Below are 19,955 nucleotides of genomic sequence, written 5' to 3'. Positions count from 1 at the left end.
TCGTTGCTGGGCCTGGCGTCAGGCGCTGAGCCGGAAGCGCTTGACCAGGCTCTCCTGCTGCTCGGCCAGCGAGTCGAGCTGCTGGCTGGTTTCGGCCACCCGCTCTATGCCCTGATAGTTGAGATCCGAGATGTCGGAGATGCGGTTGAGGTTGGTGGCGATGTCGGCGCTGGTGGCCTGCTGTTGCTCGGCGGCAGAGGCGATCTGGCTCGACATGTCGCTGATGAGCACCACTATGCCCTGTACCTCCTCCATGGCGTTGTTGGCGTGGGAGCTCTGATCCATGCAACTGTCCATCTCGCGCGAGCACTCCTGCATCACGGTGACCGCCTTGGCGACCCCCTGCTGCAGGTTCTCGATCATGGTCTGGATTTCGCTGGTGGACTGGGCGGTGCGTCCGGCCAGGCTGCGCACCTCGTCGGCCACCACCGCAAAGCCGCGTCCCTGCTCGCCGGCCCGCGCCGCTTCGATGGCCGCATTGAGGGCCAGCAGGTTGGTCTGCTCGGCGATGCCGCGAATGACGTCGAGGATGTTGCCGATCTGGCCGCTCATGGCACTCACGTCGCCAATCACCTTGCCGGTCTGCTGCAGCTTGCCCGCCAGCTGGTGGGTGGTGGTGATGTTGCCGGCCATCACCTTGCGGCCGGTCTCGGAGGCTTTCTCCACGTCCATCACCCGCTCCAGAGTCTGGTTGGCGGCCTGGGCCACCTCGCGCACCGAGGCCTCCATCTGGGTCATGGCGGCGGCGACCGAGGCGGTCTCCTGGCGCTGTTTCTCCAGATCCGCCCGCACCGATTCGGTGGTGTGGCGGTTGTCATGGGCGGCGTTGTTGAGCTGGGCCGACGCCTGGGAGAGCTGGCTCAGCACCTCGCCCATCTGCTCGATCAGCAGGTTGACCTGGCTGCCTAGCCGGCCAAATTCGTTGTTGCTGCGAAAACCGATGCGCTGGGTCATGTCGCCCTGGGTCACCTCGGTCAGCACCCGCAGCAGCTCCTTGAGCGGACGGCGAATGGCCTTGCCGAGGGTGTAGGCCACCAGGATGGCGATGGTGATGGCGATGACCAGCGCCACCCCCTGGGTGAGGGTGCTCTGGGTCTGCACCTTGCCGGAGGCGCGAATGCTGTTGTTCATCAGTTGCTGGCTCTGGGCGGTGATCTGCTCGAGCTTGCTCTGGATGTTGACGATGAGCTTGCTGGCCTGCTTGCTCTGCTCGCGCATCCGCTCCTGCTGCTGCATCAGCGCCAGGTACTGGGCCAGCACGCCGTCGCTAGCGGTGGTGTCGCGCACGAAGCCGTGCACGTAGTGGCCCATGTTGTTGTCGAAATCCTTGAGCTCCCCCTGCAGATCCTTGATGGTGCTGTTGAAGCCCTCGATCTGCATCTTGTTGCGCTTGAGCGCCGCCTCGATGGGGGCGGGGATGCTCTGGTTGAGAGCATCCATGGTGGAGAGTTCAATGGCGGAGAGCTTGGTGGTCAGGGTCTCGGAGAGCATCTTGATGAAGCTGTCGTCGATGGTGATCATCATGTCCCCCAGGTTCTTCTTGAACTGGGGCAGGCTGACCTGGAACTGGCCCTTGGCCTGGTTCACCTTGTAGAGCCGGGTGAGCAGAGCCTGGTGTTCGGTGGGCAGGGTGTCGGTCAGCTGCAGGTAGTCCTTGACCAGCTGGTTGAGCGCGCCGAGCTCCCCCTGCAGCTCCGGGTGTTCCGCCGCCTGCCGGGCGAGGGTGGCGAGGGTCTGGTCGACCAGCGCCTTGGCCTGCTGCAGCTCGGCCACTTCGGCCGGGATCTGCTTGAGATCCTGCTCGGTCAGCACGTCGGTGAGCCACTTGTTGGCGCTGAGCAGGCTGATCTGGGTCTGGCTGCTGGCGATCACCAGCGGCATGGTCTGCCGGGTGACCTGATCCAGCGCCTGATTGAGCTCGCTCTGGCTGCGGAAGGTGAGTACCGAGGTGGCCGCCATCACGGCCACCAGGATGGCAAAGCCAAGATAGACCCTCTGCAAGATGGAGAGGTCTGACATTGTTTGTTTCATTATTGTCCCGCTGTATATGCAAAAGTCCCTTGCCTGAATACCCCGTCCATTTGATACCCTGCTACCACTGTGGGCGAGCAACGTCGGCAGACGTCTTCCGGCTATCGGTATTTTTAACAATAACTGAAGAGAATGGGACAACGGCTGTGTCAAATGTCGGCTTGTGTCACACTTGCCGGGCCTCGATGACGGGCGTTGGAACCGCTTGAGACAGGCATTGAATTTTCTTTTTCATATAAAGGAGTTATCCATGGCGCAAGAAACCATTTTCAGCAAAATCATCCGCAAAGAGATCCCCGCCGACATCCTTTATCAAGACGACCTGGTGACCGCCTTTCGCGACATCCAGCCCAAGGCCAAGACCCATATCCTGATCATCCCCAACGTGCTGATCCCCACCGTCAACGACGTGGAGCCGGATCACGAGCTGGCGCTGGGCCGGATGTTCACCGTCGCCCGCAAGCTGGCCAGCGAGGCGGGCATTGCCGAGGATGGCTACCGCCTCATCATGAACTGCAACCGCCACGGCGGGCAGGAGGTCTACCACATCCACCTGCATCTGGTCGGCGGCCAGCCGCTGGGACCCTTGCTCAGCCTGTGATGCCGCGCCTTCCTCTGGCCGGTCTGTTGCTGGCCGGTTCCCTGCTGGGGGGCTGTGCCTCCCACTGGCAAGACATGTTCGTCTCCTATTCCGATCAGATGGTGCCGCTGCGCAACCAGCTGTTGCTGGGTCATGCCGCCGAGGCGCTGCCCGAGGTGCGCGACTCCACGCCGGGGGACGATACCTATGTGCTGGACCGGCTCGAGCAGGGGCGCATCGCCTGGCTGGCGAGTCAGGATGCCGCCAGCAAGCAGGCCTTTGCCGCCGCCGACAGCCGGCTGGCGTGGGAAGACAATCAGGCCGAGTACCGGGTCAGCCAGGGGCTGGCCCAGGCGGGCAGCCTGCTCACCAACGACCAGACCATGGTTTATCGGGCGCCCGATTACGAGCGCACCATGCTGCACCACTATCTGGCTCTCAACTACCTGCAGCGCGGGGATGCCGAGGGCGCTCTGGTGGAGGTGCGCCGCGCCAACCAGGTGCAGGAGCAGGCCCTCAAACGGCGGGCCGACGAGGTGCGCAAGGTAAAGAATGAGAGCGAAGAGGCCGAGGCGGAAGGGGAGATGCGCCAGCTGATGTCGCGCGGCGCCCCCGAGCTCGACCGGCTGATCGGGCGGGTCAAGAACGGTTTCCAGAACGCCTACACCTTCTATTTCTCCGGCGTGCTCTATGAGGCGGCCGGCGATCTCAACGATGCCTGGGTCGACTATCAGCGTGGTTACCAGATAGCGCCGGACAACCGCAGCCTGCAGGATGCCTTGCTGCGCCTGGCTGTGCTGCGTGGCGCCGCGGACGAGATCCGCGACACCGAGAAAAAGGTGGGCCGCAAGGCACCGCCCTTGGCCAAGGATCAGGGCCAGCTGGTGGTGCTGTTTGAAGATGGGCTGATCCCGGCGCGGCGCGAGCTGTTCCTGCCGCTGCCCATTGCCACCTCCGGCGGCGATTTTCGCACCTTTACCGTGGCCATCCCCTATTACGATAATCGGGCCAGCGACACCGGGCCGCTCACGGTATCGGTGGGCAAGCGGGTCGAGCAGACCAGCGAGCTGGTCAGGCTGGAGGCGCTGGCGGCCAAAGATCTGCAGGAACGGCTGCCCGGCATGCTGACCCGCCAGGCGCTGCGGCTGGTGGCCAAGGAGCAGGTGCGCCGCACCGCGGCCAAGGAGGGGGGCGATGTGGGCAACATTCTGGTCGGCATCTTCAATACCCTCTCGGAGCGGGCTGACACCCGCAGCTGGCTGACGTTGCCGGCGCAGGCTGCGAGCTGGCAGGGGATGCTGCCTGCGGGCGAGGTGAAGCTCACCCTGGGGGCGGGGGCAGCCCAGCGGCAATTGCCGCTCACCATTCACAAGGGACGCACCACCCTGGTGTGGGTGCAGCGCCTCGGCGCCGGGTTGACGACGCGGGTGATGCCGCTGTGACGGCGAACGATGGCAATACACATGAGTGACCGGTCGGGCCCCTCGGGGTCGCCGGCAAGGAGAGCAAGATGAAAGCACACGGGTTGGCTCTGGGCCTGGTTCTGCTGCTGGCAGGCTGTGCCACCAATACCTCCGGCGTGGCGCTCTATGGGGCGGCGGGCGCCGCGCCAGTGGCGGAGCAGCATCAAAACGTCAATGTCACCCTGACCGAGCTCAGCCGGCGCGAACAAAACGGCCTGTTGCAGGTCAATGTGGCGGCGGCCAGCACCCAGCGCGGTGACAACAAGCTGCAATACCTGTTCTATTGGTATGATGAGGCGGGGCAGGAGGTGGCCAGCGATGGCCGCGGCTGGACGCCGCTCAAGCTGCACGGCTATCAGACCCGCACCCTGTCTGCCCTGGCGCCGAGCCCGGCCGCCCGGGGCTACCGGATTTACGTACGCGAAGTGATTGAGGAATCCTACTGATGAAAATGAATCATGCCCTGCTGATCCTGACTGGCGCCCTGCTGCTGGGCGGCTGCTCCAGCACCACCGTCAGCTATGGCGATCCGACCGAAACCGAGACGGTGACCGTCGATTACGGTTCCAGCGATCTGCAGGCCATCGCCGACAAGATGGCGGATTCCATGCTGGCGTCGCCAGCCACCAGCGAGATCACCGCCGGCGGCCGTCCGGTGATGTTCATGGACTCCATCCGCAACAAGACCTCCGAACACATCGACACCGAGGCCATCACCGACACCATCCGTACCAAGCTGCTGCGCGCCGGCAAGTTCCGCTTCGTCGACATGAGCAAGGTGGCGGCGGTCAAGCAGCAGCTCGAATACCAGCAGAGCAGCGGCATGGTGGATCCTGCCTCCATGGTGCGCCTTGGCAAGCAGACCGGCGCCCGCTACATGGTCTATGGCAACCTCGCCAGCATCGTCAAGGACAATGGCAAGGTGAAGGATGTCTACTACCAGATGACCATGAACCTGATGGATCTGCAAAACGGCGAGCTGCTGTGGGCAGACCAGAAAGAGATCCGCAAGCAGGCCAAGAAGTCCACCTTTGGCTGGTAAGTCGAGCGAGGGCTCTCTGGCGGCCGCCGAGCGCACCCTGCTGGCCAGCCTGCCGCCACCCTGGCGCTCGGGCCGGCTGGAGCCATTGGCCAGCGGCCTGACCAACTGCAACTATCGACTGCGCCTCCCCTCGGGGCGCAGTCACTTTTTGCGCCAGGGCCACCCCGATCCGGTGCGCCTTGGCATCGATCGGGCCACCGAATGGCAGCTCTATCAGGGGGCCGTGGGGCAGGGGCTGGCCTTGCCCTGCCATCACAGCGATCCCGCCACCGGTCTGATGTTGCTGGACTGGTGCGACGAGCCGAACTGGCTGGCGGCGCCGCCCCCGGCTGCGTTGCAGCCAGTGCTGCTGGCCGGGGTGCTGACGCGGCTGCACCGGCTGCCGGTACCGACCGTGGTGATGGCGGTGCGGGCCCACAGCGCCGGCTATCGTGCCAGGCTGGCCCGAGTGCCGGCCTGGCTGCCGGCGCTGGAGCGGGGGCTGCTGGCCAGCCGCGAGCCCGCCGATTGCTGGCTCCCTTGCCATCATGATCTCAATCCGGCTAATTTGTTGGGGAGCCGGCCCTGGGTCATCGACTGGGAGTATGGCGCCGCCGGGCATCCCGGTTTCGAGGTGGCCAGCATCCAGCGCACCCACGGCTGGCAGGATGCCCAGCGCGAGGCACTGGAGCAGGCCTACTGCGAGCGGGCAGGGGGGCCGGTCGGCCCACGCGGCTTTCAGAGCCGGGCCTTTTTGCCCTGGGTCGATTACATCGGGCTGCTGTGGGCGCTGCTGATGGCCGAGCAGCAACCGGGGCCCGACTACCAGGCGCTGATCGATCTCAACCGGCAGCGGCTGGAGTAGGCATCAGGCATTATGAATCATCCGTTGCGTCAACCCTGTTTCATCAACATTGGAGCCTTGCATGGTGACCACCTTTTCCTGGCGCAAGCCCAGTAGCTGGAGTCTGCTGCTGCTCTGTCTGCTGCTGGCCGGCTGCTCCACCCGGGTCGTCTATTACTGGCTCGACGTGGCCATCGTCTGGCAGCTGGACGACTACTTCTCGCTGGATCGCGGCCAGAAGCGCTTGCTGGACAACGAAGTGAAGGGGCTGATGGCCTGGCACCGCCAGCGCGAGGTGCCCCGTTATGCCGACGATCTCGATGCGCTGGCCAAGGCGGTGGCGAGCCCCATGACCCCGGCCCAGGTCTCCCGCCATCTGGATGCGGCCCAGCAGAGCCTGACCCGCACCCTGGAGAACACGGTGCCGCGGGCGGTGCGGCTGGCGCGCACCCTGACCGAGGCGCAGGTGGCCATGTTCATGAAGGACCGACTCACCCGCCAGGCGGAACGGGAAAAGGAGTTTGCCGACAAGCCCAGGGAGGAGATGCTCAAGGAGTTTCGCGACAAGATGAACGAGCGGCTGGTGTTCTGGATTGGCGAGGTGAAACCGGCCCAGGCTCCGCTGGTGGCCCAGTGGGCCCAGTGGCAGTACGAGCTGCAGGCCCCCTGGCTTGAGTTCCAGACCGCCTGGACCAAGGAGCTGGACCGGCTGATGAAGCAGCGCCAGAGCCAGGACTTCGGCGCCCAGCTCACCGCCCTGCTGCAACAGGGGGACGGCCTGATGGATGGCCGCTTCACCGGCTACACCGATCAGTCGCGCCAGCGCACCGTCAACTGGCTGAGCGATCTCAGCCAGTCGCTGGACATCTCCCAGCGGGCCCACCTCTACAGTCTGCTCAAGGGCTATGCCCGCGATTTCAGACAGATGTCGGAGGGATAATGGCGCCAAGGGGCCGCAGGGCGGGGCCCGGCCGGCCCCCATGCCCTTGTTCTGACGGGGCCCCTGTGGTAGTTTGCCCTTTCTATTATGCGGGAATTAACTTTTTGAGCCTGACCGACAAAGTGAAACTGGCGCTGATGACCCTGCTCATCACCCTCGCTCTGTTGTTCTCTACCCTCTCGGTGGAGGGGTTCAAGCTGCCCGCAGCCCAGCAGTCGAGCCAGCAGGTACAACTGATGGGGGATACGGTGGCGCCGACCGATGGCGCTCCGGTGATCCACAGTGCCAGCGACAGCGACGACGGAGTCGTCAAGTTCGTCAGCTCCCACCAGAATCACCTGCTGCGGCTCGAACATTCCCTGCGCAGCGATCATCAGCCCGGCAACGTGGTGTACCAGCTGATCATGAGCTGGTCCCAGCAGGCGATCCTGCTGCTGCTGTGCGGCCTGCTGTTCTATGCCGCCCTCTTCTATCGCAAACACAGTTTCCGCGATCGGTTTGCCACCATCCATCGGCACCGGTTGCAACGCCAGCACCTGCAATACCGTTTCTGTCAGAGTTACCTCGCCTGATCCCGATGGGGTCCGGTCCTTTCGCACCACCTCATCGCCTCCTGCTGCCTGCTCACCGCGCGTGAACGGGCCACTGTCTCATTCGTATTTTCTTGCGTGCCGCCTGCGTGGCGAGTGCGCAGCCTTCTCCTGACAGAGGCTGATTTCATGAGAAAAAAGAGTCGTATCACCTTGAACCGCATGAACATGTGGCAGTACGCCCTGCTGCTGCTCATGCTGTTCACCTTTGCGTTTTACTCCCTGCCCACCTTCTTCGGTGAGCAGCCTTCCCTTGGTCTGCACGGCCAGACCAGCCTGACCGAGGCGCAGCGTACCCTGCTGGCCGACAACCGCATCGAGCCGCAGAAACAGGTGCAACAGGGCGAGCGGGTCGAGCTGGTGTTTGCCAGCCAGGCCGAACAGCAGCGTGCCAAGCAGCTGCTGGAGCAGCAGGGCTATGACAGCTCGGCGCTGACCCTGGAGTTCTACTCCAACGCCCCGGGCTGGATCAGCCAGCTCGGCGCCGCCCCCATCAAGCTCGGGCTGGATCTGCGCGGCGGCTCCCAGCTGCTGATCGGGGTCGATCTGAGCTTTGTGGTCGACAACCAGACCAAGAACCTGGTGGACATGCTGCGCACCCTGTTTCGCGAGGCGCGCCTGCGCGGTGCCAACGTGGCCCGGGTGAGCGAAGGGGAGGTGAGGGTAATTCTGCCTGAGGTGGCCGATCAGGCGCCCTGGCTCACCATCATCAAGGATTCCGCCGGCACCCGGCAGGATCAGTGGACCCTCAAGCGCAGCGGCAACGAGCTGCGGCTGGTGATGAGCGAGGCCGAGCGCACCCTGCTGGCCAACAACGCGGTGACCCAGAACCTGTCGATCCTGAAAAAGCGGATCAACGAGCTCGGCATCGTCGAGGCCTCGGTACAGCGCCAGGGTCAGGACGGCATCCGCATCGAGCTGCCCGGGGTGCACAATCCCAAGCAGGCGAAAGAGGTGATCGGGGCCACCGCCTCGCTGGCCTTCTACGAGGCCCAGGCCGACAGCCGCTTCTTCATGGCGGATCGCAACGGCCAGGCGGTGGGGCTGGCCCGCAAGCCGGTGCTGACCGGTGAGCACATCGTCGATGCCCGCGCCAACATGGGCGAGATGGGGCAACCCCAGGTCAACATCGTGCTCGACAGCCTGGGTGGCAGCAAGATGAACCAGTTCAGCCGCCAGAACGTGGGCAAGCCGATGGCCACCGTCTTTACCGAGTACAAGACCAATGCCGAAGGCAAGCTGCGGGCCAGGAGCGAGGTGATCAACGTCGCCACCATCCAGACCGCCCTTGGCAACCAGTTCCGCATCACCGGGATCGGCAGCCTGCCGGAAGCCCAGGAGCTGGCCATGCTGCTGCGCGCCGGCGCCCTCACCGCGCCCCTCAAGATCCTGGAAGAGCGCAGCATAGGCCCGACCCTGGGTCTGCAGAACATCGAGGCGGGCTTCACCGCGCTGGCGTTCGGCATGGCGGGCATGATGCTGTTCATGATGGCCTGGTATCGCAAGTTCGGCTGGGTCGCCATCACCGCGCTCATCACCAACCTGCTGATGCAGGTGGGCATGCTGGCGGTGCTGCCGGGCGCCGTGCTGACCCTGCCGGGGATCGCCGGTCTGGTGCTCACCGTCGGCATGGCGGTGGATACCCATGTGCTGATTTTTGAGCGGATCAAGGACCGGCTGCGGGAAGGGGGCTCGTTGGCCAACGCCATCGATTTTGGGTACCGCTCGGCGTTTCGCACCATCTTCGATGCCAACATCACCACCCTGATCTGCGCCGTGGTGCTCTATGCCATCGGTTCCGGGCCGCTGCAGGGCTTCTCCATCACCCTGATCCTGGGCCTCATCTCCAGCATGGTGACCGGCATCTGGGGCACGCGCGCCATCATCAACCCCCTGTGGGGCAAGAGCAGCGCCAAGCTGCTGAGGGTGTGACCATGACTGACCACCACCTGTGTCATCGCGCCGCGCGTTCGAGCCTGCTCCGCGCCCGCGTCACGCGCTTCCCTGCGGGAAGCCCGAGCCATCTGCTGTCGAGGGAACAACAATGCTGAGAATGATCATTGCCATGGGGCTGACCCGCTGGCGTTACATCGGCCTGTGGGCCTCCGTGCTGCTGACCGTGGCGAGCATCGCGGTGCTCGCCATCAATGGCCTCTCCCTCGGTCTCGACTTTACCGGCGGCATCCTGCTGGAGTTTCGCATCCAGACCCTGAAGGAGGCCCATGAGCTCAACGCCCTGTTGACGGCGCCCCTGGCGGGCGTGGTCGAGCTGCACGGCGCCGGCGTGCCCGGCGAGTGGCTGATCAAGCTGCCGCCCCACGAGCTGCCCTGGGCGGCCGAGGAGCTGGCGGTGATGCTGGGTCAGCAGCTCAACCTGCCGGTGGAGCTGCTGCGCACCACCATCGTCGGCCCCCAGGTGGGCGCCGAGCTGTTCCAGCAGGGGATGCTGGCAGTATTGGTGGCCTCGCTCGCCATCTCCGCCTACCTGGCGGTGCGCTTCGAATGGCGCCAAGCCATCGGCATCCTGGTGTCGGTGCTGCACGACGGTCTGGTGGCGCTGGGGCTGCTGGCGCTGTTCAACATCGAGTTCGATCTCAACGTCATCGCCGGTCTGATGGCGGTGATCGGCTACTCGCTCAACGACAGCATCGTCATCTCCGACCGCTTGCGGGACTTGCTCAGCTCGCGCACCCAGATGGGGATCCACGACTGCTCCGACGTGGCCATCAAGGCCACTTTCAGCCGCACCATGATCACCTCGGGCACTACCTTGTTCACGGTGGGGGCCCTGCTGCTGTTCGGCGGCGACGCCCTCTACGGTTTCTCCTTCACCCTGTTCGCCGGCATCCTGGTGGGCACCATCTCCTCCATCACGGTGGCCTCCACCGTGCAGGAGCTGCTGGGTCTCTCACCGCAGGCTTACCAGAAAAAAGAAGAGGAGCTGGCGGAGGCGGCGTGACCCCGCCATTCCCATGCAAAACGGGCCCTCGGGCCCGTTTTTTTATGCGCATCTGAAATGAGGCTCAAAAGCCCGAGCCAGGTTGCAGCAAGAAGGCGGCCTCCTCGGCCGTGTCCTGGCGGCCCAGGATGGCGTTGCGGTGGGGGAAGCGGCCAAAACGCTCGACGATCACCTGATGGCGGCGGGCAAAGTCGGCAAAGCCGGCGAAGGTCTCCCGCGCCGGGCCGTCAGCCTGCTCGGCCGCCAGCCCCTCGAACAGGGTCACGCTTCTGGCCTGCTGCTCGCGGGATTCGGCGTGCTCCAGCGGCAGGTAGAAAAAGACCCGTCCCAGCGGTGGCAGTGCCAGATCCGCCCCCAGAGAGAGCCCCTTGAGGCAGAGATCGCGCGCCTTGGCATCCTGGGCAAAGGCGGCGGGAGTGCCACGATGGATGTTGCGCGGCAGCTGGTCCAGCAGCAGGATCAGGGCCAGCCGGCCCTCGGCCGAATCGGCCCAGTGGGCGAGCTCGCCGGCAGCGGCTGCCGTGGCCAGGTCACCCAAGCGGCTGGCGAGCAGGGCGTCGGTGTCGCTGTTTTTGCCCCACCAGAGGGGCGCTTGGCGTTTGGCGCGGGTGACGTCGTCGGTCTCTTCGCCAAACCAGAATGTGATCAGCGGTTGCCAGGGTTGCATGGAATACTCCTTGGGCCTGCGGGCACCGGATGAATCAAGGCCAAATGACCCTGATGTGGTTGCTGCCGAACGGGCGGCTTCTCGTTACACTGTGCCATCTTTTCCCGCAATAGGGATCCCCCTTCGGTCGGCATCGCTCTCGACGTCGGCTGTTGCCACCGGTGAACCGTGGGACCCTGACTACCCTGATGAGGATTTTCTGATATGGCCGGAACCAGTTTGTTGGCCCTGCTCGACGATATTGCCAGCGTGCTCGACGACGTGGCGCTGATGACCAAGATGGCGGCGAAGAAGACCGCCGGGGTACTGGGGGACGATCTGGCCCTCAATGCCGAGCAGGTCTCCGGGGTGCGCGCCGAGCGGGAGCTGCCGGTGGTGTGGGCGGTGGCCAAGGGGTCGTTTCGCAACAAGCTGATCCTGGTGCCTGCCGCCATCGCCATCAGTGCCCTGGTGCCCTGGCTCATCACGCCGCTCCTGATGCTGGGGGGCGCCTACCTCTGCTTCGAGGGGCCGAGAAACTGGCCCACAAGTTTCTGCCTCATGAGGCGAGCGAGGGGGAGGCGCACACCGCCCCCATTCCCGATGATCTGGTGGCGTTTGAACAGCAGAAGATAAAGGGGGCCATTCGCACCGACTTTATTCTGTCGGCCGAGATCATCGTCATCGCCCTTGGCACAGTACAGGGGGCGAGCCTGGCGCTACAGCTGTCGGTGGTGGCGGGCATCGCCCTGCTGATGACGGTGGGGGTCTACGGCCTGGTGGGGCTCATCGTCAAGCTGGACGACATCGGCCTGCACCTGCTGCAAAAGCCCGATGGCAGTGCCTTGCGCCGGGCGGTGGGGCAGGGGCTGCTGGCGATGGCGCCGCGGCTGATGCACCTGCTGGCTCTGGTCGGCACCATCGCCATGTTCATGGTGGGGGGCGGCATCCTGGTGCACGGCTGGCCTTTGGTGCATCACCTGATTGAAGGGGCCGCCGCCGCCGTGGCCACCCTGCCTGCGGTTGGCGCCGCCCTCGCGCTGGTGACGCCGACCCTGCTCAACGCCGTGGCCGGCGTGGTGGCCGGGCTGGTGCTGGTGCTGGCGATGACCCTGGTGAGCAAGCTCAAGCCCGCCAAATAGTGGCGGCGGGCTGACCCTCGCGGGGCATATTCCTGCGAGGGAGGTCCTCCCGTCAGATACTGTCTCGTCTGTTGCCTCGGATGGGGGCTAGGCAAGGGCCTGCCCCCTTCGTACTATCCGGCTGACACCCGCTCACAGAGGCGGGGTCAGCCCACATGGACGCAAACAGACAAGGAAGGTCATGAAACCACCCGTTTGGCTGGATGATCACATCTATGCCGCCCCCGACTGCCCGGCGATCGACGCCGATTTCCAGCGTGCCCGCGAGGCCCTTAACCGCCTGCCACCCCTGCTGGATGAACTGCCCAAGACCAACGACATCAATGCCTTGCGCCATCTGCTTCGGGCCATCCGGGCCTGCTGGCGCGAGGTTCGCCGGCTGGAGTGGAACTGCCAGACCTACGGTTACAACCGGCTCAGCCGGGATGGGCGCGACGAGGCGGCCCGGGTGCTGCTCTCCCGCGGCCAGCAGTTGCAGGCAAGCCTGGCCCAGCTTTGCAAGCCGGTGACCCTGTTCTGGGTGCGTGCTCCCGAGGAGCAGGTACGCGCCCTGCTGCAGGATCCCGAGCTGTTCGAGCTCGCCTACGTCATTCGTCACGACCGGCGCCAGCAGGATCAGTGGCTCTCTCTGGAGAGCGAACAGCTGATCGCGGGGCTGAGCGTGGACGGTCTGCAGGGGTGGGGGGATCTCTACGGTAGCCTGGTCGGCAAGCTCAGGCCGGTGGTGGAGGGGCAGCCCATGGGGCTGGCCCAGGCAGACAACCTGCTGGCCCACCCGCAGCGGGCGCGGCGCGCCGCCGCCTGGCACGCCATCCAGGCTGCCTGGGGGGCGGAGCAGGAGACGGTGGCCGCCATCCTCAACGCCATCAACGGCTGGCGCAACGAGCTGACCCGCCAGCGTGGCAGGGAACGCAGCTGGGATGCGCTCGACGTTTCCTGCCATCAGGGGCACCTGGAGCGGGTGACCCTGGAGACCCTGATGACGGCGGCCGGCGAGCACAAGGAGCTGGGGCGGCGGGCCCTGCGCGCCATGGCCTGTGCCCAGCAGATCAACGACTTCGCCCCCTGGGATCTCTATGCCCCGGCGCCGGCTGCGGCGAGCGGCCTGATCAGCTTCGAGCAGGCACTGACCCTGGTGGCCGACGCCTTCGCCGGCTTTGACCCCGAGATGGGGGCCTTTGCCCGCATGATGGCGGCCAATGGCTGGATTGACGCCGCCCCGAGCGAACACAGGCGCAGCGGTGCCTACAGCACCGAGTATGCCGATCCACCCGAGCCTCGGGTGTTTCTCACCTTCGAGGGGACCCTGGACAACGTCATCACGCTCGCTCACGAGTTGGGACACGCCTGGCACAGCTGGCTGCTGCGGGAGTTGCCGCTGGAGCAGCGTGACTACCCCAAGACGCTGGCGGAGACCGCCTCCCTGTTTGCCGAGGCGCTGGTGCGCGATGCCCTGCTGGCGGCCACCGACAACATGGAGCAGCGCCGGGCCATCGCCTGGCTGGACGGGGAGCGCGCCGCCAGCCTGCTGCTCGACGTGCCGGCCCGCTTTACCTTCGAGCGGGCCCTGGTGGCGGCGCGGGAGGAGGGTTATGTGGGGGCCGGCCAGCTGCGGCAGATGATGAAATCGGCGCAGCAGCAGTGGTATGGTGACACCCTGAGTCAATATGACGAGCTGTTCTGGGCCAGCAAGGGCCACTTCTCCATCGCCGAGCTCGGGTTCTACAACTACCCCTATCTGTTTGGCTACCTGTTCAGCCTGGGGCTCTATGCCCAGCAGGCGCGGGCGGGGCGCGAGTTCATCCACGCCTATCGTGAGCTGCTGCGCGACACCGGCCGCATGAGCGCAGAAGAGCTGGTGGAGAAGCATTTGGGGGTCGACATCCGTGAGCCCGCCTTCTGGCAGGAGAGCCTCGATTATGTGGAAGAGGCGGTCGCCCGCCTCGAGCGGCTGGTGTAGGTAGCCCGGCGGTTTTTATCCTGGTGGCGGGCCCTGTGGCTCGCCACGCGCATTCAAAGGGGCTCGGCCCCGCAACCTGATGACGAGCATTTGATGCAGCAACGAATCTACCCACAACAGTGGCAAAACCAGCATATCTATCCCGCCCTCGACTGCCCGCAGGTGGCAGCCGATCTCGCCCTGGCGCGCGCCAGTGTGGGCGAGCTCGGCCTGTTCATCGAGGGGCTTGGCGCCGTGCGAGCCAATGCGCAGGCGCTGCAGGATTTTCTGCGTGAGGTGCGGCTGCGGGCCCAGCGCATTCGCAACATCGGCTGGAACCTGGCCGTGCTGGCAGCCTGTCAGGGCAGTCAGGATGCCCGCGACGAGCTGGCCAAGCAGCTGGCCTCCCGCGCCCGCGCCCTCAATGCCGATCTGTTCAAGACCCTGGCCCCGGTCGAGGATCTGATGCTGGCCCTGCCGGAGGCTGAATTCGAGCAGCTGATGGCCGACTCCCTGCTGGGGGAGGAGGCGTACCGGCTGCGTCACGAGCGCCGCTTGCAGGATCAGCGCCTGCCGGTGCAGGCGGAGCAGCTGGTGATCGGCCTTGGCACCGACGGTCTGCACGCCTGGGGCAACCTCTACAACGATCTGGTGGGCAAGATCCGGCTGGTGATCGATGGCCGCGAGATGGGGCTGGCCGAGGCGAGCAACCTGCTCTCCAGCCCGCTGCGTGCCCTGCGCCGGGAGGCGTTCGATGCCATCAGCGCCGGCTGGGAGGGGGAGCAGGAGACGGTGGCTGCCATTCTCAACGCCATCAATGGCTGGCGGCTTGAGCTCTCGCGCCAGCGCGGCCGCAGCCGCCAGCTCGATGCGCTCGATCTCTCCTGCCATCAGAGCCATATCGAGCGGGCGACCCTGGATACCCTGATGCAGGAGACCTGGCGTGCACGCGGGCTTGGTCAGCGGGCGCTGGGGCTGATGGCCGAGCGCCTCGGCATCGAGGAGCTGGGGCCGGAGGATTTGTTTGCCCCGCCGCCGGCCGCGGTGAGCCGCGAGATCCCGTTCGAGGAGGCGATCGAGATCATCGCCGAGGCGTTCTCCCGTTTTGATCCCGAGATGGGTGAGTTTGCCCGCATGATGGCCGAAAAGGGGTGGATCGATGCCGCGCCCACCCCCAACCGGCGCACCGGGGCCTACTGCACCAAGTTTGCCGAGCCGGTGGAGCCGCGGGTCTTCATCACCTATGCCGGCACCATGGACAACGTCATCACCCTGGCCCATGAGCTCGGCCACGCCTGGCACAACTGGCTCATTCGCGATCTGCCCATGAGCCAGCGCAGCTACCCCATGACGCTGGCCGAAACCGCCTCCATCTTCGCCGAGACCCTGGTGCGCAGCGCCCTGTTCGAGCAGGCGCAGACCCCCGAAGAGCAACAGGCCATCGCCTGGGCGGAAGCCGACGGCGCCGCCACCTTCCTGGTCAATATCCCGGCCCGTTTCGATTTCGAGCGCGCCCTGGTGGCGGAGCGGGCGGCGGGCTATGTCTCGCCGGCGCGGCTCAAGGCGCTGACCGACGAGGCTTGGGGCCGCTGGTACGAGCAGAGTCTGTGCCGCTATCACCCCCTGTTCTGGGCGGCCAAGGCGCACTTCTCCATCGCGGGCTTGGGTTTTTACAACTATCCCTACTTGTTCGGCTATCTGTTCAGTCTCGGCGTCTATCAGCAATTGATGAGCCGTCAGGCGGCGGGGGAAACTAATGTGGCCCAGGCCTACCGCGACCTGCTGCGGGACACCGGCCGCATGAGCGCCGAAGATCTGGTGGCCAAGCACCTGGGCCAGGACATCTGCCAGAGCGCCTTCTGGCAGGGCAGCCTGGCGCTGGTCGAAGCGGCTGTGGAGCGTTTCGCCCAGACCCGCGGCTAACACAGGCTTGCTGAATGAAACCGCCGGGCAGCCATGCTGCCCGGCGGTTTTTTATGGGGCGGGTTTGCCTGGTTGCGGCTGAGCGGGCGGGCGTACCGGCCCCACCAGCAGGGGCCTCGGCTGGTGGCGCAGATCCGGCTGGTAGCCGTTGAAGAAGAGGTTGAGCAGCACCGAGCTGAGGGTGGCCAGCAGGATGCCGCTGTGAAACAGCGGTTGCAGGGCGGCGGGGAAGTGCTGGAAGAAGTGGCCGGAGACGGTGGGGATCATGCCGACCCCTAAGCTGATGGCGACGATGTAGAGGTTGTGGCGATTGCTGTTGTAGTCGGCCCTGGCCAGGATGCGGATGCCGGTGGCCAGTACCATGCCGAACATCACTATGCCGGCGCCCCCCAGCACGAAGGGGGGAATGGAGGCGACCAGCACCGACATCTTGGGTACCAGGCCGAAGGCGAGCAGGATCCCCCCCGACATGACGCAGACCCAGCGGCTCGACACCCCGGTCACGCTCACCAGGCCGATGTTCTGGGAGAAGGAGGTGTGGGGGAAGCTGTTGAAGATGCCGCCGATGATGGTGCCGATGCCGTCCACCCGCAGGCCGCGCACTATGTCGCCCCGGCTGGCCGGGTGGCCGACGATGTCGCCGAGCGCCAGAAACATCCCCATCGACTCGATGAAGGTGATGAGCATGATGACGGTGAGGGTGGCGATGGAGATGGGATCGAAGGTGGGCCAGCCGAAGGCGAACGGCACTATGGGGGCGAACCAGGCGGCTTCACTCAGGCCGTCCAGGCTCACTTCCCCCATGGCGATGGCCACCCCGAAGCCGAACAGGATGCCGAGCAGCACCGAGATGTTGCTGAAAAAGCCCTTGGTGAAGCGGGTCACCAGCAAGATGAAGGCCAGCACCAGGAAGCTGGTGCCTATGTAACGCAGGCTGCCGTACTCGGGGTTGCCCTTGCCCCCCGCCATCCAGTCGATGCCCACCTGCATGATGCTGATGCCGATGGAGGTGATGACCACCCCGGTCACCACGGTGGGGAAGAGCGGCATCAAGCGGCCGATGAGGGGCACCAGCAGGGTGGAGAGGATACCGGCGGCGATGGTGGCGCCGAAGATGCCGGTGAGCCCCAGCGCCGGGTTGGCGCCGATGGCCAGCATGGGCATGACGGCGGCGAAGGTGACCGACATGATGACCGGCAGGCGGATCCCGGCGAAGCGGCCGATGCCAAGGCACTGCAGCAGGGTGACGATGCCGCAGCAGAAGAGATCCGAACTGATGAGATAGGAGATTTGATCCTTGGGCAGCCCCAGGCTGCCGCCGATGACCAGCGGCACCGCCACGGCGCCGGCATACATCACCAGCACATGCTGCAGGCCGAGGGTAAAGAGCTGGCCGGGGGGGAGCAGGCGCTCCACTTCGTCGATGGCGCGGCCCATGGCCGCCCCGGGGGGCTGGGTCTGGTTCATGAACAGATCACTCCTTGCGACCCGGCGGCTCTGGCCGGGCAAGATGGGGCAGGCTGGCTGCCCCGTTCATGGATGGGGTCCGGGTCGCCCTGGATCCGGCCGCACAGGCGAAGGTCGCCTTCACGCGGTATCGCAGGGGGAGTGCAGGAACCGTGCTCAGCCGGCATGCATGGGTGTCTGTTGGCCCTGTTCATGCGTATTTTTGCAGGCGGGATCACGCTTGCACGCGCCGATGGCTGACAATCGTTTGCCAGTCGATGGGGGCGGGCTTTCAGATTGGTAGCCCGGTTATCATTTCGGTCGGTCGGGCTCTCAGATTGATAGCCGGCAGTGGACTGTTGCGCTCCGTCTGGTTTCATCCGTAACCGAGGGCGTGATCCAAAGCAAGAAAGTAGGATGTTTTGGTGGCGCAGGGCCCCGCCGCTGGGGTAGTTTCGATAAAACCGACACAGATCCTGAGGTCTTATCCATGATCATCTATCTGCATGGCTTCGATGCCACCAGCCCGGGCAATCACGAGAAAGTGCTGCAGTTGCAGTTTATTGATGATGATGTGCGTTTCGTGCACTACAGCACGGTTCACCCCCGTCATGACATGAGTCACCTGCTCAAGGAAGTGAAGAAGCAGCTCGACATGAGCACCGATCCCAAGCCCCTCATCTGCGGGGTGGGGCTGGGTGGGTACTGGAGCGAGCGCATCGGCTTCCTGTGCGGTATCAAACAGGTGATCTTCAACCCCAACCTGCACCCCGAAATCACCATGCAGGGCAAGATCGACCGACCGGAAGAGTACGAGGATATCGGCACCAAATGTGTGTCTGAATTTCGTAGTAAAAATTCAGGAAATTGCCTCTGCATCCTTTCCGTTCAGGATGAAGTGCGCGATAATGGCGAAACTGAGCGTGAATTGAAGAATTATTACAACATCGTGTGGGATGAGCGAGAGACGCACAAGTTCAAGAACATCTCTCATCACCTGCAACAGATGAAGGCTTTCAAAGAAGCCTGATTGATCGTCACGTCATGGATTCAACTATCAAGGGAGCCGATGGCTCCCTTCGCTTTAATGGAACCGAGGTAATTAACCATGACCAATATTGTTGTCGTCGGCGGCGGTGCCGGCGGTCTGGAGCTGGCCACCAGCCTGGGCCGCAAGCTGGGCAAGAAGAACAAGGCCAAGATCACCCTGGTTGATCGCAACCGTACCCACCTGTGGAAACCCCTGCTGCACGAAGTGGCCACCGGCTCCATGGACGCGGGCATCGACGCCCTGAGCTACCAGTCCCACGCCAAGAACCACGGCTTCGACTTCCAGCTGGGTACCCTGACCGACATCAAGCGCGACGAGAAACGCATCGTGCTGGGGAAGATCGTCGACGATAACGGCGACATCGTGGTCAACGAGCGCGAGCTGCCCTACGACTACCTGGTGATGGCCATCGGTTCCGTCTCCAACGACTTCAACACCAAGGGCATCAAGGATCACTGCATCTTCCTGGACAGCCCCACCCAGGCGCACCGCTTCCACAACAGCATGATGAACCGCTTCCTGCAGTTCGCCACCGAATACCAGCCTGGCGACAAGGTGAAGATTGCCATCGTCGGCGGCGGCGCCACCGGTGTCGAGCTCTCTGCCGAGCTCTACAACGCGGTCGAGCAGCTCTATGCCTACGGCTTCAAGAATCTGACCACCGACAGCCTGAAGGTGACCCTGGTGGAAGCGGGCCCCCGCATCCTGCCGGCGCTGCCGGAGCGCATCAGCGGCGCTGCCCATCAGGAGCTGGTCAAGCTCGGCGTGGACGTGCGTACCGCCACCATGATCACCGAAGCGACCAGCGAGGGTCTGCACACCAAGGATGGCGAGCTGATTGAAGCGGACCTGATGGTGTGGGCGGCCGGTATCAAGGCGCCGGACTTCATGAAGGATATCGCCGGTCTTGAGACCAACCGCATCAACCAGCTGGTGGTGAAAGAGACCCTGCAGACCACCCGTGACGAGAACATCTTCGTCATCGGTGACTGCGCCGCCTGCCCGCAGCCGGACGGCAAGTTCGTGCCGCCGCGCGCCCAGTCTGCCCACCAGATGGCAACCCAGGCGTTCAAGAACATCCTGGCCAAGATGAACGGCGGCGAGCTCAAGCCCTACCTCTACCACGACCACGGTTCGCTGGTATCCTTGAGCCGCTTCTCCACCGTGGGCAGCCTGATGGGCAACCTGATGCGCGGTTCCATGATGGTGGAGGGCTACATCGCTCGTCTGGTTTACATCTCGCTCTACCGGATGCACCAGATCGCCCTGCACGGCTACGTCAAGACCGGCCTCATCATGCTGGTGGGTCGCATCAACCGGGTGCTGCGCCCGACCCTGAAGCTGCACTAAGCCGCTTGGGGCAAACGTGCCGGGGCGGCA

At 64.7% G+C, this 19,955-nt stretch carries 16 protein-coding genes and 1 pseudogene; 14 read left to right on the top strand and 3 right to left on the bottom strand.

What is annotated here, in order from left to right:
- Positions 1–18: 18 nt before the first annotated feature.
- Positions 19–2,019 carry a methyl-accepting chemotaxis protein gene (locus tag E5E96_RS20460; RefSeq protein WP_227656830.1) on the bottom strand — a complete coding sequence of 667 codons (2,001 nt, stop codon included), beginning with the start codon at positions 2,017–2,019 and terminating at the stop codon, positions 19–21.
- A 262-nt stretch (positions 2,020–2,281) separates the two neighbouring features.
- Between E5E96_RS20460 and hinT the strand changes: the two genes are divergently transcribed.
- The 9 genes from hinT to secF all read left to right on the top strand — a co-directional run bounded on the left by hinT (position 2,282) and on the right by secF (position 10,428).
- Positions 2,282–2,632: a purine nucleoside phosphoramidase gene (gene hinT / locus E5E96_RS20455; protein ID WP_010633658.1), complete on the top strand. Its 351-nt coding sequence runs from the start codon at positions 2,282–2,284 to the stop codon at positions 2,630–2,632.
- Positions 2,632–4,053: a COG3014 family protein gene (locus tag E5E96_RS20450; protein ID WP_171282994.1), complete on the top strand. Its 1,422-nt coding sequence runs from the start codon at positions 2,632–2,634 to the stop codon at positions 4,051–4,053. Before hinT ends, E5E96_RS20450 begins: the two co-directional genes overlap by 1 nt.
- Positions 4,054–4,121: 68 nt before the next feature.
- The gene (locus E5E96_RS20445) at positions 4,122–4,520 is read left to right on the top strand and encodes a YcfL family protein (RefSeq protein WP_010633660.1); all 399 of its coding nucleotides are present in this window, start codon (positions 4,122–4,124) and stop codon (positions 4,518–4,520) included.
- Positions 4,520–5,116 carry a penicillin-binding protein activator LpoB gene (lpoB, locus tag E5E96_RS20440; RefSeq protein WP_005302153.1) on the top strand — a complete coding sequence of 199 codons (597 nt, stop codon included), beginning with the start codon at positions 4,520–4,522 and terminating at the stop codon, positions 5,114–5,116. Before E5E96_RS20445 ends, lpoB begins: the two co-directional genes overlap by 1 nt.
- Positions 5,106–5,960: a choline kinase family protein gene (locus tag E5E96_RS20435; protein ID WP_135319540.1), complete on the top strand. Its 855-nt coding sequence runs from the start codon at positions 5,106–5,108 to the stop codon at positions 5,958–5,960. The genes lpoB and E5E96_RS20435 overlap by 11 nt, the downstream gene beginning before the upstream one ends.
- A 61-nt stretch (positions 5,961–6,021) precedes the next feature.
- On the top strand, positions 6,022–6,879 hold the full coding sequence (locus E5E96_RS20430) for a DUF6279 family lipoprotein (protein WP_011706414.1): 858 nt from the start codon (positions 6,022–6,024) through the stop codon (positions 6,877–6,879).
- A 65-nt stretch (positions 6,880–6,944) separates the two neighbouring features.
- Entirely contained in the window at positions 6,945–7,451 is a 507-nt protein-coding gene (locus tag E5E96_RS20425; protein WP_073350666.1) for a hypothetical protein, read from the top strand.
- Between the two features lie 147 nt (positions 7,452–7,598).
- Positions 7,599–9,401 (top strand): protein translocase subunit SecD, encoded by a 1,803-nt coding sequence (gene secD, locus E5E96_RS20420; protein ID WP_171282993.1) that lies wholly within the window; start codon positions 7,599–7,601, stop codon positions 9,399–9,401.
- A 112-nt stretch (positions 9,402–9,513) separates the two neighbouring features.
- Complete coding sequence (secF, locus tag E5E96_RS20415) at positions 9,514–10,428, top strand: protein translocase subunit SecF (RefSeq protein ID WP_024944906.1); 915 nt, start codon at positions 9,514–9,516, stop codon at positions 10,426–10,428.
- A gap of 64 nt (positions 10,429–10,492) precedes the next feature.
- On the opposite strand, the gene E5E96_RS20410 is transcribed toward secF, so the two are convergent.
- Positions 10,493–11,095: a DUF924 family protein gene (locus E5E96_RS20410; RefSeq protein ID WP_171282992.1), complete on the bottom strand. Its 603-nt coding sequence runs from the start codon at positions 11,093–11,095 to the stop codon at positions 10,493–10,495.
- A 204-nt stretch (positions 11,096–11,299) separates the two neighbouring features.
- Between E5E96_RS20410 and E5E96_RS20405 the strand changes: the two are divergent.
- From E5E96_RS20405 to E5E96_RS20395, 3 genes and pseudogenes are all read left to right on the top strand, one after another.
- A pseudogene (locus tag E5E96_RS20405) lies at positions 11,300–12,216 on the top strand (DUF808 domain-containing protein).
- A 181-nt stretch (positions 12,217–12,397) separates the two neighbouring features.
- Positions 12,398–14,176, top strand: coding sequence for a M3 family oligoendopeptidase (locus E5E96_RS20400; RefSeq protein ID WP_171282991.1), 1,779 nt, complete (start codon positions 12,398–12,400; stop codon positions 14,174–14,176).
- 93 nt (positions 14,177–14,269) lie between these two features.
- On the top strand, positions 14,270–16,078 hold the full coding sequence (locus E5E96_RS20395; protein WP_171282990.1) for a M3 family oligoendopeptidase: 1,809 nt from the start codon (positions 14,270–14,272) through the stop codon (positions 16,076–16,078).
- Positions 16,079–16,129: 51 nt separating this feature from the next.
- On the opposite strand, the gene E5E96_RS20390 is transcribed toward E5E96_RS20395, so the two are convergent.
- Positions 16,130–17,545 (bottom strand): nucleobase:cation symporter-2 family protein, encoded by a 1,416-nt coding sequence (locus tag E5E96_RS20390; protein WP_171282989.1) that lies wholly within the window; start codon positions 17,543–17,545, stop codon positions 16,130–16,132.
- A 469-nt stretch (positions 17,546–18,014) separates the two neighbouring features.
- On the opposite strand from E5E96_RS20390, the gene ycfP reads away from it, so the two are divergent.
- Positions 18,015–18,554 (top strand): alpha/beta hydrolase YcfP, encoded by a 540-nt coding sequence (gene ycfP / locus E5E96_RS20385; RefSeq protein WP_016351064.1) that lies wholly within the window; start codon positions 18,015–18,017, stop codon positions 18,552–18,554.
- Positions 18,555–18,632: 78 nt separating this feature from the next.
- Positions 18,633–19,925 carry an NAD(P)/FAD-dependent oxidoreductase gene (locus tag E5E96_RS20380; RefSeq protein ID WP_011706404.1) on the top strand — a complete coding sequence of 431 codons (1,293 nt, stop codon included), beginning with the start codon at positions 18,633–18,635 and terminating at the stop codon, positions 19,923–19,925.
- Positions 19,926–19,955: the final 30 nt, after the last annotated feature.

The organism is Aeromonas sp. 1805, assembly GCF_013085525.1.
GTDB lineage: Bacteria > Pseudomonadota > Gammaproteobacteria > Enterobacterales > Aeromonadaceae > Aeromonas > Aeromonas hydrophila.
The sequence above is the reverse complement of the archived record's forward strand: the minus strand, read 5'-3'. Positions and strand labels throughout refer to the sequence as shown.

Bases quoted from the DNA above. Each gene is read 5' to 3' on its own strand.
- E5E96_RS20460 (WP_227656830.1), bottom strand. From the start codon at position 2,019: ATGTCAGACCTCTCCATCTTGCAGAGGGTCTATCTTGGCTTTGCCATC.
- hinT (WP_010633658.1), top strand. From the start codon at position 2,282: ATGGCGCAAGAAACCATTTTCAGCAAAATCATCCGCAAAGAGATCCCC.
- E5E96_RS20450 (WP_171282994.1), top strand. From the start codon at position 2,632: ATGCCGCGCCTTCCTCTGGCCGGTCTGTTGCTGGCCGGTTCCCTGCTG.
- E5E96_RS20445 (WP_010633660.1), top strand. From the start codon at position 4,122: ATGAAAGCACACGGGTTGGCTCTGGGCCTGGTTCTGCTGCTGGCAGGC.
- lpoB (WP_005302153.1), top strand. From the start codon at position 4,520: ATGAAAATGAATCATGCCCTGCTGATCCTGACTGGCGCCCTGCTGCTG.
- E5E96_RS20430 (WP_011706414.1), top strand. From the start codon at position 6,022: ATGGTGACCACCTTTTCCTGGCGCAAGCCCAGTAGCTGGAGTCTGCTG.
- secD (WP_171282993.1), top strand. From the start codon at position 7,599: ATGAGAAAAAAGAGTCGTATCACCTTGAACCGCATGAACATGTGGCAG.
- secF (WP_024944906.1), top strand. From the start codon at position 9,514: ATGCTGAGAATGATCATTGCCATGGGGCTGACCCGCTGGCGTTACATC.
- E5E96_RS20410 (WP_171282992.1), bottom strand. From the start codon at position 11,095: ATGCAACCCTGGCAACCGCTGATCACATTCTGGTTTGGCGAAGAGACC.
- E5E96_RS20400 (WP_171282991.1), top strand. From the start codon at position 12,398: ATGAAACCACCCGTTTGGCTGGATGATCACATCTATGCCGCCCCCGAC.
- E5E96_RS20395 (WP_171282990.1), top strand. From the start codon at position 14,270: ATGCAGCAACGAATCTACCCACAACAGTGGCAAAACCAGCATATCTAT.
- E5E96_RS20390 (WP_171282989.1), bottom strand. From the start codon at position 17,545: ATGAACCAGACCCAGCCCCCCGGGGCGGCCATGGGCCGCGCCATCGAC.
- ycfP (WP_016351064.1), top strand. From the start codon at position 18,015: ATGATCATCTATCTGCATGGCTTCGATGCCACCAGCCCGGGCAATCAC.
- E5E96_RS20380 (WP_011706404.1), top strand. From the start codon at position 18,633: ATGACCAATATTGTTGTCGTCGGCGGCGGTGCCGGCGGTCTGGAGCTG.